The sequence below is a fragment of the uncultured Porphyromonas sp. genome, from assembly GCF_947254915.1.
Lineage (GTDB): Bacteria > Bacteroidota > Bacteroidia > Bacteroidales > Porphyromonadaceae > Porphyromonas.
In genome coordinates, this window is record NZ_CAMYEZ010000061.1 from 1 (window position 1) to 12,115 (window position 12,115).

Below are 12,115 nucleotides of genomic sequence, written 5' to 3' on the forward strand. Positions count from 1 at the left end.
AGAGCTTCCCCTTTGAGTAAGCACTCGTCATAAGGTAGTGTAGGGGCATCGCCCCACTCATACTACACCCCAAGCGTGAGCGTGTTGACTAAGTACAGTCAGCACGCTCACTTTTTTTACCATAACCTGGTGTACCTCGTGCTCTGCTTGAGAATCGGACTCCCACGGCTCAAGGGAAATCAGAATTGTCCACGGAGGAAAATGAAATTCTCCACGGAGGAACGAACAAATTCTTCGGAACTTTGATTTGCTTCTTCCGAAGTTTCATTTCATTCTTCCGAACTTTTATTTCGGCCCTCGGTGAAGAATTTTCATTTCCTCGGTAGCTATTGAGGGATTTCTTCCGTGGATTTTAGATTTGCAGAGATCTCCTGTCCGTCCTTCGTGCACCTTCACAGCAGCTCTTAGGAGTATTTGGTCGAAGATTTATTGTCCGAATTGTTTGCCGTTTCAAAAATTATTCGTACCTTTGCAGTGGGAATACTTTAGCAGTCTGAACATGTGTACCCCCCCCCCCCCCGAAAATAACCTATATTAACGGTTGGAGAGGCTCTCAACTCACCGAGTATACATTAGCGACAAAAGTCGTTGATGCTCTCGTTGTGCTTTGGGCGAAGCTTTGCGGAGAGGCTGTCGGATACTATCTGTACTGCGGGATACCTATATACCATATCGAGGGATTGCCCTGAGGGCACACACACATAAGCTCCTTATGTAGACACTGTGATTGTATATCATGGATGTCTGCGTGAGGGGCTCTTCTGATTTGCTAACTGGCTAGTCAGAGTACATACACCTAGTCCTCTCCACTCCCCTACTTTCTTTACGCTTAAACATCTATATATATGGATGACTGCAACAAGAGTTTTGTCAGCCACCTCGTACATAGAGGCGTCTTGGCATACATACTTATCACACTCATAGTGAGTTGCTCCAAAGCTCCTCAAGCGAGCAAGGAGCTCATCATACGACTCCCTGCCCTAGGCTCGATGCGTGCCCTCGGGACGAACTATGGTATGGGTAACGTAATGTCCGACCCTTATGAGATCGGACAGACAGATATCTCATCTGTCGAGATCCACTTTTGGGACATCTCAAAGCGTGTTGAGGTACAGCCAGCTGTCACCTTTAGTGCGAACTCACGTGAGATAGCCCAGCTCAAGGCTCCCGATGGATACAAGCTCACCGTACCCTCTCGATGCGAGGCTATATCTGTCATATGCAATCCTGAGCGTCTCAGCAACAACATACTAGACTACCAGGGGCGCACCATCGCCGAGATGCCCCTACTCTCGAACAAAGTCTCTATACAAAGGCGCTCCAATGGGCTTGCCGTAGAGCTATACCCCAAGCCTCCTGTCGCTAGACTAGAGGTCGTCTCGGGTGTATCTTCTGGCTCCTATGCAGTAGCTGGAGGCGAGATCAAAAACGTACGTATCACAGGTCTGTACATCAACAACTATATTGATAACCGATCGACAGGCGAGCGGTCCAACCTCTCCTACACCGACTACTTTCCCAGCAATGGGGGCTTTTGGTTCGGTCATAAGGAGAAGATGCACAACCTAGAGAACGCGCTCCATGACAAGCTCCTACAGTATGATAGGCAGACAGGACGAAACAGCTATGCAGACTTTTACTACGTATTCCCCCGCACGGAGGAGTCGCCCAGCTCTATTGACCACCTAATCATAAGACTAGACTACGACAAGAACGGTCAGCGATATACCAATCGCTTTATCACCATACAGTCTTACCTCGTCAAGGGAGCTACAGGGCTAGGACGCTTAGCTCGATTTGAAGCGGGGCGCAACTACAACATCAACCTATCCCTCATCTTCGCCCAATTCACCTCAGACAACGACCCCACATCAGACAAACCCGAAGTGCCACTCATCAATGTCGTGGGCCTGGTAGAGACTCCTGGCGAGACCCCACCTATCACTGACGAGTCCACTGAGTGGGACTAAACAAGTAAGCTTATTAACAACCATATAACTAAACAACAAACTAAGTATGAACAAAGTAAGAACACTCGCCATCGCCCTGATGGCACTAACGCTCTTCGCCTGTAAGAAGCAAGAGCCCAAGCAAACAGAAGACGCTGTCCTCAGCCTCCGCATTGATGACGCCGAGCTTCGTGCGCTCGAAGGTCAGATCAACAACGGTACGACAACGACCATCACGGAGAATGTGGTTCTCACGCTGGACAATGGACGTAAGATAACACTGACACCAGACGAAATCACAAAGGCTAAGACACAAGACGGAGCCAAGATTGAAGTTGGTCAAGTTGTCAACACCGTAGCACTTAGTGCCAACGCTGAGGTAACCGATCAAACGGCTATCGACCAGTGGCAAAGTAAAGCCAGCGTCTTCTCAACAAAGATTCCTCTATCTGCTCCCGCAACACAAGTAACCCCCACGACAGCAACTGATGGCAGTACCATCTACAAGGTTGAGTTCACCCCGAAACCAGCTTTCACTCGTCTAGAGGTATTTGGTAAGATAGAGCCAAAAGCGAATAATGGCAAGAACGCATTTGAGTCCATTGAAGTCAAAGAGGTCTACATCAATAACTACCTACCCACTCGCAATGCTACCAACCGTTACTTCACTGGAGCTAATGCGACGTTTGACGATTTTGCAACCACTCCAGCTCTTAAAGGGTCTATGAAAGATGCTATCAGCGACTCGGAGAAAGAAAACTTTAAAAACGGGTCTAAGGCTGCTGCCTATCAGCTGTTCCCTAAGAAGACCAGTGAAAATGGAGGTGACTATGACCACGTAGTGCTCAAGCTCTCTATCAAGTACTCTGCGACTGCTATTGCCAAAGGCTACCCCTCCACGCCTCAGACACGCTTTGTCACCATCACCAAGTTCAAGAAAGCTCAAGACAATGACCTAGACAGTTTTGCTGCTGGCACCATCTACAAGCTTGACCTAAAGGGTCTCAACGACCACTTCAAGACAACTAGTGACGGTACACCCGACCCAACCAATCCCGATACGCCAGAGCCTGAGTCTAAGGGTAGGAAGTATCTACAAGTTATCGTCAAGGCCTGTACCTGGACCTCTCAAAACATCCTACCTCAGATCTAATCTAGCAGGGATTACAAGCAGTAAGTCATCTTACTAATCCAACCAACTCTCTGAGACTTCAGCACAGTCTGATGTCTCAGAGAGTTCCTGCCCCCTTTCTCATCTACACACCGCACAAGCACAGCCCCACGAAGCCAACCCTAGTTATGCATCTGCCCTACAAGTTTCATCTAGTCATACTACTGTTGCTATCGATATTAGTCGGACTAAACTCCTGCTCTCTATACGAAGACCTCAGTAAGTGCCCCCCCACACATATCAACTTCGTCTATACCGCAGACGGCACGACAAATGTCTTGTCACAACACATACGTAGCGGACACCTATATGTCTACTATGAGGACGGTCGCCTAGCTTATGATCAGACACTCTCCGCACAGGACCTCAAGTATGGCGTAAACCTCCAAAACATCTACACCGGGCGATGGCGCATCATCGTCTGGGGCAACCTCGGAGACCACTCTACGGTAACGAATACGAGCCGCATCACCTCAGCTGAATTGTCTGTTCGCCCCGAGGCTTCGGAGACTTACCAGACGACCGACTCGCTATACTATGCCAATACATTAGTAGACCTAGATGCACTCGAGTCAGAGGAGCCTGCAGTCGTACCTTTTGCCTCAGCACATGTCAGCCTAGACGTAGCTGTCAGAGGGTTTGACACCTTTCACAAGGCGAGCGTGCGTAGTCAAGGCAGGCCTCAGCTACGCATCAACCAGGCGGGCACGCACTACGCCTTTACGGGCTATACCTCAACCATTCCACAGCCGACTCGTCTTAAGGCTTTTGCCCCTCAGCTGGAGCATGATGCAGAGCAAGACCTCTACAGAGCCCGCTTTGACCTACTCCGTATAGATGAGGTCCCAAGCGTCACGCTAGAACTAACAGACGAGGGCTCGCCAGCTCATATCTTCAAGACTATAGACCTACAGAGCTACCTCACCACACACCACATACCCCTCAGGGGACAGCACGAGGTCAATATCCCCATCCTCATCTCCTTTACTGGCGAACTGGGAGTAGTCGTTCAGCCGTTTCAGTGGGGCGTGGTCAACATTAGCCCTGATGGTTTCAAATCCCTATAAATAGATTCTCATGAATACACCATATAGTTACACTAGGACACTCGCTCTGACACTCCTCTCGGCGCTCCTCCTGGCAGCATGCGTGGCAGATCGCTGCGACCTGCAGGATAAGCCCCAAGAGACAGGCGAGCCTGGCAACTCAGCCTCCGAGCAACCTATACCCAAAGGATATAAGCCCGTCACCATCGAGCTAGAGCTCAACACACGTATGGCCGAGACTACCCCCCTCCGCAACGCTGTAAGCTGTGACGAGGACCCCGAGTACCTGCGTGAGCACCCTGAGCAGTCGCTACGAGCGATAGACCTAGAGACAAGCGCCCAGACGGGGAAGGTACAATTTAAGTTTGCCACAAAGAGTGGCGACAATATGATCGTCATCCTCAGCCAAAAGGATGCTCAAGGCAAACCCATCAACACCATCTACCTAGACCATGTCAGATACAAGGGCAATGGAGATAACACCTTCCAAATTCCTCGTCAACGTCTAAGTGGCATCGCACTAATGGGCAGTGCGGAAAAGCTAGAGCCAGGGAGTAAGGATTGGTATGTGATGTGTATCTATGACAACCCCAAGCACTCCTTCTTTAGAAAGGATAATCAAGGTATCACGATGACCGCTGCGACTTGGAATGAGCGACTTGGCTACGAAGGTCCTATATCATTTAGCACATTAAAGAGGGCTGGAACTACTCCAGTGAGAGATATAGAGATCCCTTTTTTCTCCGAGTGGACTCCTGTACAAATCAGCGATAATCGTGTCGTAGAAAACACGCCGAGGAATCCCATCAAGCTCAAGATGCCGGGCGTACTCCTACGTGTAGAGGTGCGCAACAAAAGCTCCTTCCCAATTCTTATGCAAGGACTCAAGGTGGAGACCAATGTCCTACATGCCAACGTCTCCTATGATCTCTCACCAGACAAGCTACCTCGCATCGGTCAGGGGAGCGTACTCAGCTCTTTGTCTTGGAGTCCTATGACCCCTAGTCACGTCTCTGCCTCAGGGAACACACTCCCCACCCTCGAGAGTATCTATATGAAGACAGAAGATCTCGTCATGATGGGTCCATCACTCATCACCTATCGAAACTATGAGAAGCAACTCGCTGGGCATCCAAATCTAGAGCAGAAGAACAACCGAATTATGGACGCTCAAAGCGGTAGACTTCCCCAAGATCTCTACCTATGGGGTATGCCTATCACCGACCAAGAGATGAAGCGCTTCGACGGTAAGGAGCAGATACCTATGACTGCGGTCTATACTTCGTACACTAGTCAAGAGCGTAGGGGGTATGTACTGAGCGACGACCCGGACTTTGACAACAAGATCCTCAGTGGGGATAAGCCAGCTCCTGGAGGATGCTCTCAGCTCTCCTTCGTAAGTGCGACTAAGCTACGCGACAAGCAGGGCAAGCCACTCACAGGTATCGTCCCTCTGCAGGTAGTCATAGAGAATCGAGCTCCATCGCCTCTTGACTATATGTGCCGTACAACACCTATCCTACAGCCAAAAGATACACATCAGACGAAGCCTACCTTTAAGAAATACGAACTTCTTGTGACGGCAAACAATGATCCCTGCTACTTCTCCTTTGATTACGTCACCAACCAGCAGCCTGACGGCTCCTATCAGAATGACCGTCTACGACTACGCTACAAGAAAGACGCAGCACCTATCGCTGGCTACCATATTCCAACCCAAGATGAGATGCAAGCGGTGATGGCTTCACGTCTTATTGTCTTTGGGAATCCTCGCAAAGCTGACGCCTATCCAGGTAATCACATCGAATACACAACGGACATATTTAATCCTACGTGGCAGACAGAGCAGTTACGAGTCAAGGACCAAAGTTTCTACTGCTGGGGACTCTTTCGCAAGACTAGCCCAGAGGAGACAGCTCTACTCACGGGCACTAAGGTCGGACAGGTGCGTCCGATGTACGTTGGCCTACGCGGTCTCAAAGAGGGCAAGGTAGACGAGGATCAGGGGACTTTTCACTATTCACCCGCCATGGGTGTCTACCTATACTCAGCAGGAGATAATAAGTTCTGGCTACAGAGCATACCGCTCAGTCGTCACTGGGTTAAGCGATTCAATTATCAGCGCAATAAGTTTGCCGACTACGTGATGTCAGGACACTTCTTTTACTTCTTCAAGGACAATCGCATACGTAGAGAGATCCACTATGCTGCGAACTGGAATGGAGCTCGCAAGCTAAGACCAGCCGAGAAGTGGGGCTCTTACTACTGGCTATCACCACCTAGAGAGAAGCCGTACTATCGTTCGGGGAGTTCAGACCCATTCCTCTGCTTTGGCTTTGAGTGGGACAGTAATAGTCACGGGGGCAACCTCATCTTTCATCCCTCCTATGAAAATGGAGCACGTTATCCAACGGGCCCTTGGAACGGCTTCCCTGTAATCCTCTTCTACGACAAGCTCTGGGAGCCTTAGGACGACCCTACGATAGAGACATCGTACAAAAACAAAGCACTCTCCGTGAGTGCTTTTTTTGTACCTTTGCGGTGTATATACCTTTTGGAGTATGTTACCGTGGCAACGGACTCCTTTTTAGTCGACTACAACACACCACTTATGTCTGATCAGATACATATCACGCTACCCGATGGGAGTGTTAAGGAAATGAAGCAGGGCTCGACCCCGCTAGATATAGCTAATAGCATCAGCGAACGACTGGCGCAGGAGGTCCTAGCGGCCGAGTGCGATGGTAAGCTCATAGATGTGCGCACACCGCTCATGCAGGATGCCCACATCAAGCTCCTCAAGTGGGAGGACGAGGGTGGTAAGCACGCTTTCTGGCACACCTCGGCTCACCTTATGGCGGAGGCTCTGCAGGAGCTTTACCCTGGCGTGCAGTTTGGCATAGGGCCTGCTATCGAGGCGGGCTTTTACTATGATATAGATACGGGCGATCAGGTGATCAAATCAGAGGATCTGCCGAAGATTGAGGCTAAGATGCTTGAATTGGCTCGCCGCAAGGAGACGCTCGAGCGCAAAGCGATCTCTAAGAGCGATGCGCTGGACTTCTTCAAGAAGACGGGTCAGACCTACAAGCTAGAGCTCATCAACGATCTAGAGGATGGCACCATCACGACCTACACGCAGGGTGCCTTCACCGACCTATGCCGTGGTCCGCACCTTCCCTCTACAGCTCCGATCAAGGCGGTCAAGTTGCTGAGCGTGGCTGGCGCTTACTGGCGTGGCGATGAGACGCGCAGACAGTTGACTCGTATATATGGTATCACCTTCCCGAAGAAGAAACTCCTGGATGAGTACCTTGCTTTGCTTGAAGAGGCGAAGAAGCGTGACCACCGTAAGATAGGTAAGGAGCTGGAGCTCTTCGCTTTCTCACAGCGTGTCGGACAGGGCTTGCCTCTCTGGCTACCACGTGGCACACAGCTAAGACTCAAGCTGGAGGACTTCCTCAAGCGTATCCAAAAGCGCTACGGCTACCAGCAGGTGATGACGCCTCACATCGGCAATGTGGAGCTATACAAGACGAGTGGTCACTACGCTAAGTACGGCGCAGACTCATTTCAAGTAATCACGACACCTCAGGAGGGGGAGGCTTTCATGCTTAAACCGATGAACTGCCCCCACCACTGCGAGATATACAAGCTCAAGCCACACTCCTACAGGGATCTGCCTGTACGTCTGGCTGAGTTTGGTACGGTCTATCGCTACGAGCAGAGTGGTGAGCTACACGGATTGACACGTGTACGTGGCTTCACGCAAGACGATGCCCACATCTTCTGCCGTCCTGATCAGGTCAAGGAGGAGTTCCTCAAGGTGATGGAGATCATCTTCATCATCTTTAGAGCGCTAGACTTTGAGAACTTTGAGGCGCAGATCTCGCTACGTAGCCAGACTGACCGCAGCAAGTACATCGGTAGCGAGGAGAACTGGGATCGTGCCGAGCAGGCTATCATTGAGGCTTGTCAGGAGGCTGGTCTACCCGCCCACGTTGAGTACGACGAGGCAGCTTTCTACGGACCAAAACTAGACTTTATGGTCAAGGATGCCCTCGGTAGACGCTGGCAGCTCGGTACAATTCAGGTAGACTACAACCTGCCTGAGCGCTTTGAGCTAGAGTACACGGGCGAGGACAATCAGAAGCACCGTCCGGTGATGATACACCGCGCCCCCTTTGGATCAATGGAGCGCTTCGTAGCGGTACTCATAGAGCACACGGCGGGCAAGTTCCCTCTCTGGCTGGCTCCCGACCAGGTGGTCATACTACCAGTCTCAGAGCGCTTCAACGACTACGCATACGAGGTGGCTGCAGCTCTAAGCGAGCAGGACATCAGCGTATCGGTCGATGACCGCAACGAGAAGGTGGGTCGCAAGATCCGTGACAATGAGCTCAAGCGTATCCCCTACATGCTAATCGTCGGCGAGCAAGAGCAGGCTGACGGCACAGTCTCAGTGCGTAAGCAAGGCGAGGGTGATGCAGGTACAGAAAAAATTAGTACCTTTGCCGAGCGTATCCTGAAGGAGATAGAGAGTCAGATGAACGCAAATGCGTAGTCCCCACCCTTTATCCCGACAGATCGCATCAATCTAAGTACTTGATCCAATAACCAAACCTAGCACACTGCTAACGAATCACTAACTGCTAATTGCAGACGAATGGCAAACAGTAGAAATTTCAGACGTCCACCCATCAAAGAGCAACCGAACCGCATCAACGAGCAGATACCTCACCGCGAGGTACGTCTGGTCGGTGACAACGTAGATCAGGGAGTCTACCCTATCCAGCAGGCTCGTCGTATAGCTGAGCTTCAGGGGCTAGACCTTGTGGAGATCTCGCCAAACGCAGAGCCGCCCGTATGTCGTGTGACTGACTACCAGAAGTTTCTCTACCAGCAGAAGAAGCGACAGAAGGAGCAGAAGGCTAAGCAGGCTAAGGTGGTGGTCAAGGAGATTCGCTTCGGACCTCAGACGGATGACCACGACTACAACTTCAAGCTACGCCATGCCGAGGGCTTCCTCAAGGATGGCTTTAAGGTCAAGGCGTACGTCTTCTTCCGTGGTCGTAGCATCCTCTTTAAGGATCAGGGCGAGATACTTCTTCTCCGCTTTGCCAATGACCTAGAGGAGCTAGCACGTGTGGAGAGTATGCCCGTGCTAGAGGGTAAGCGCATGACGATCATGCTAGCACCCAAGCCCGCCTCTGCCAAGGGTAAGAAGAAGGAGCCGAAGCAGACCAGCGAGGAGCCGACGGATCAAGAAGCATCTGAGGAAAAGGATAACGAATAGTCATAGCACAGACACATTCATAAGCAAGTAAATCCACCTACTCCACCCGCTACGCCAGGTGTGTAGCAGACTATCCAAACGGGCATAGGCGTGCCTCTAGGTAGTTGGTCAGAGGGGTGAGTCTAACAATAGTTTCACACAAATCAAAATCCAACCAAAATGCCTAAACAGAAGACAGTATCAGGCGCCAAGAAGCGTTTTTTCCTGACAGGTAGCGGACGCGTTAAGCGTAAGCATGCGTACAAGAGTCACATCCTCACCAAAAAGAGCAAGAAGCGTAAGCGCAATCTTACCTACACTGCTCTCGTGCACCCGCACAATGAGCATAGCGTTAAGGAGATGCTCAACCTCTAAATCGAGGATTCACACAGAGTTTAGTACGTATCTATCAAACACACTAATCGACACAAGAAATGCCTAGATCAGTAAATCACGTCGCTTCACGAGCTAAGCGCAAGAGAATACTCAAACTAACCCGCGGATACATCGGTGCCCGCAGAAACGTATGGACCGTAGCCAAGAATGGCTGGGAGAAGGGTCTCACCTATGCCTACCGTGACCGCAAGAATAAGAAGCGCTCTTTCCGTGCTCTATGGATACAGCGTATCAATGCGGCTGCACGCCTAGAGGGTATGTCCTACTCTACACTCATGGGTGCCCTACACAAGCAGGGGATTGAGATCAATCGTAAGGTCCTCGCTGACCTCGCTATGAACAATCCCGAAGCCTTTAAGTCTATCTGCGAAAAGGCTAGAGGCTAAACGAGCTCTCCTCTAATACAGAGCCTAGGCGCAAGACACAGGACGCACGATGTCTTCTTTACGACATCACGATCTTGAGTCTTGCGTCTAGTCATTCATTTAATCCATCTCCTATCGAGTTGCTACCGGAGGGTAGCAAGCTCCTTTTGTCATCTTACCACACTCTTCAATCCACAACAGTATGTCCGCTCTTCAAGCAATCTCTCCCCTAGATGGCCGCTATGCGAGCAAGACGGCTCCCCTAGCTGCTTACAGCTCCGAGTCTGCACTCATCCGCTATCGTGTACGCATCGAGGTGGAGTACCTCATAGCACTCACCCAAGCGATACCCGCACTGAGCAAAGCCATCACGGAGCCTAAGCAACAGGCCCTACGACAGCTCTACAAGGAGTGGTCCACAGAGGCTGCGCAAGAGGTCAAGGATATAGAGGCTACGACCAATCATGATGTCAAGGCTGTCGAGTACTACATCAAGCGTCACCTTCCTCAGCTGGGTCTAGAGGAGATAGAGGAGTATGTCCACTTCGGACTAACTTCGCAAGATGTCAACAACACCGCCTTCCCGCTCATGCTTCGTGAGGCGCTGCACGAGGTTTACCTACCTACCCTTCAGCAGCTCATTGAGCAGCTTCGTCAGCTCGCCAATGAGTGGCACGATGTCGCTATGCTGGCTCGTACGCATGGTCAGCCTGCTAGCCCGACGCGTTTGGGAAAAGAGATCATGGTCTTCGTCTACCGCTTGGAGCAGCAGACGAAAGCTTTGGAGCAGGTGCCCATCACGGGCAAGTTTGGCGGAGCCACGGGCAACTTCAATGCGCATCATGTCGCCTATCCAGCGATTGACTGGGTTGCTTTTGGCAACAGCTTCCTCACATCATTAGGTCTGGAGCGTGAGCAGTACACGACGCAGATCTCCAACTACGACAATCTCGCTGCTCTCTTTGAGGCGATGGCGCGTATCAACACAATCCTCATCGATCTCGCTCGAGACTTCTGGAACTACATCTCAATGGGTTACTTCGGGCAGAAGATCAAGGCGGGAGAGGTTGGCTCTAGTGCTATGCCTCACAAGGTCAATCCCATTGACTTTGAGAATGCCGAGGGCAATCTCGGACTAGCTAATGCGGTGGCTCTGCATCTAGCCTCCAAGCTCCCTATCTCTCGTCTGCAGCGTGACCTAACAGACTCAACGGTGATCCGCAATCAGCTCGTCCCGATGGGCTACACGTTGATCGCTTTCAGCAGTCTCTCCAAGGGACTCGGCAAGCTGGTCATTCACCCCGAGCGCATCGCTCATGACCTTGACTGCAACTGGGCTGTCGTCGCCGAGGCTATTCAGACGATCCTCCGTCGTGAGGGTTATCCACACCCCTACGAGACGCTCAAGGCTCTGACCCGTACGGGCGAGGAGATAAGCCAAGAGACGATCGCACACTTCATCGATACGCTTGAAGTTGCCGAGGAGGTCAAGGCGGAGCTCCGTCAGATCACCCCGCACAACTACGTGGGGCTCTAGCAGGGCTGACGCATTATATCTAGCTACTCTACAAACTACACTTGACGACAACTCTGGGATATGTGGATTGAACCTGACTTCATAGCGCTATCGATACTCATACATCTTCGCTAAGTCCGACATCTCCCGAGGAATTTCCCAATAGCTCACGAAGAAACGAAAATTCCCCACGGAGAGGCGAAATAAAACTTCGGAAGAATGAAATGAAACTTCGGAAGAGTGAAATCAAAGTTCCGAAGAGTTTTTCGTTTCCTCGCTGGATAATCCAGAATATCTACGGATGAATTTACCGATTTTCTCCACCCTCAGATTTCTGCCATGGAGGAGACTGTTGCAAAAGTCAACAGTCTCACAATCTTGCTTGCAAGATTGTCTA

Annotated in this window: 9 protein-coding genes; all 9 read left to right on the forward strand. The window is 50.9% G+C overall.

Annotated elements, in window-relative coordinates; all coding sequences use genetic code 11:
* The first annotated feature begins 845 nt into the window (after positions 1-845).
* The 9 genes from Q0X57_RS04870 (at position 846) to purB (ending at position 11,739) form a co-directional block, all read left to right on the forward strand.
* A complete protein-coding gene (locus Q0X57_RS04870) occupies positions 846-1,970 on the forward strand; it encodes a hypothetical protein (protein ID WP_297728463.1) in 1,125 nt (374 codons plus the stop codon).
* Between the two features lie 46 nt (positions 1,971-2,016).
* Positions 2,017-3,102: a hypothetical protein gene (locus Q0X57_RS04875; protein ID WP_297728466.1), complete on the forward strand. Its 1,086-nt coding sequence runs from the start codon at positions 2,017-2,019 to the stop codon at positions 3,100-3,102.
* A gap of 71 nt (positions 3,103-3,173) precedes the next feature.
* Positions 3,174-4,187: a FimB/Mfa2 family fimbrial subunit gene (locus Q0X57_RS04880; protein ID WP_297728468.1), complete on the forward strand. Its 1,014-nt coding sequence runs from the start codon at positions 3,174-3,176 to the stop codon at positions 4,185-4,187.
* 10 nt (positions 4,188-4,197) lie between these two features.
* The gene (locus Q0X57_RS04885; RefSeq protein WP_297728470.1) at positions 4,198-6,636 is read left to right on the forward strand and encodes a hypothetical protein; all 2,439 of its coding nucleotides are present in this window, start codon (positions 4,198-4,200) and stop codon (positions 6,634-6,636) included.
* A gap of 141 nt (positions 6,637-6,777) precedes the next feature.
* Positions 6,778-8,730, forward strand: coding sequence for a threonine--tRNA ligase (thrS, locus tag Q0X57_RS04890; RefSeq protein WP_297728471.1), 1,953 nt, complete (start codon positions 6,778-6,780; stop codon positions 8,728-8,730).
* Between the two features lie 102 nt (positions 8,731-8,832).
* The gene (infC, locus tag Q0X57_RS04895) at positions 8,833-9,462 is read left to right on the forward strand and encodes a translation initiation factor IF-3 (RefSeq protein WP_297728474.1); all 630 of its coding nucleotides are present in this window, start codon (positions 8,833-8,835) and stop codon (positions 9,460-9,462) included.
* Positions 9,463-9,621: 159 nt separating this feature from the next.
* Positions 9,622-9,816, forward strand: a complete 195-nt coding sequence (gene rpmI, locus Q0X57_RS04900; protein ID WP_007364378.1) for a 50S ribosomal protein L35 — start codon at positions 9,622-9,624, stop codon at positions 9,814-9,816.
* Positions 9,817-9,875: 59 nt separating this feature from the next.
* The gene (gene rplT, locus Q0X57_RS04905; RefSeq protein WP_007364385.1) at positions 9,876-10,223 is read left to right on the forward strand and encodes a 50S ribosomal protein L20; all 348 of its coding nucleotides are present in this window, start codon (positions 9,876-9,878) and stop codon (positions 10,221-10,223) included.
* Between the two features lie 181 nt (positions 10,224-10,404).
* Positions 10,405-11,739 carry an adenylosuccinate lyase gene (gene purB, locus Q0X57_RS04910; protein ID WP_297728482.1) on the forward strand — a complete coding sequence of 445 codons (1,335 nt, stop codon included), beginning with the start codon at positions 10,405-10,407 and terminating at the stop codon, positions 11,737-11,739.
* Positions 11,740-12,115 lie beyond the last annotated feature (376 nt).

What these genes read in the sequence shown, in the direction of transcription:
- Q0X57_RS04870 (WP_297728463.1), top strand. Translation starts at nt 846, where the DNA reads ATGGATGACTGCAACAAGAGTTTTGTCAGCCACCTCGTACATAGAGGC.
- Q0X57_RS04875 (WP_297728466.1), top strand. Translation starts at nt 2,017, where the DNA reads ATGAACAAAGTAAGAACACTCGCCATCGCCCTGATGGCACTAACGCTC.
- Q0X57_RS04880 (WP_297728468.1), top strand. Translation starts at nt 3,174, where the DNA reads ATGTCTCAGAGAGTTCCTGCCCCCTTTCTCATCTACACACCGCACAAG.
- Q0X57_RS04885 (WP_297728470.1), top strand. Translation starts at nt 4,198, where the DNA reads ATGAATACACCATATAGTTACACTAGGACACTCGCTCTGACACTCCTC.
- thrS (WP_297728471.1), top strand. Translation starts at nt 6,778, where the DNA reads ATGTCTGATCAGATACATATCACGCTACCCGATGGGAGTGTTAAGGAA.
- infC (WP_297728474.1), top strand. Translation starts at nt 8,833, where the DNA reads ATGGCAAACAGTAGAAATTTCAGACGTCCACCCATCAAAGAGCAACCG.
- rpmI (WP_007364378.1), top strand. Translation starts at nt 9,622, where the DNA reads ATGCCTAAACAGAAGACAGTATCAGGCGCCAAGAAGCGTTTTTTCCTG.
- rplT (WP_007364385.1), top strand. Translation starts at nt 9,876, where the DNA reads ATGCCTAGATCAGTAAATCACGTCGCTTCACGAGCTAAGCGCAAGAGA.
- purB (WP_297728482.1), top strand. Translation starts at nt 10,405, where the DNA reads ATGTCCGCTCTTCAAGCAATCTCTCCCCTAGATGGCCGCTATGCGAGC.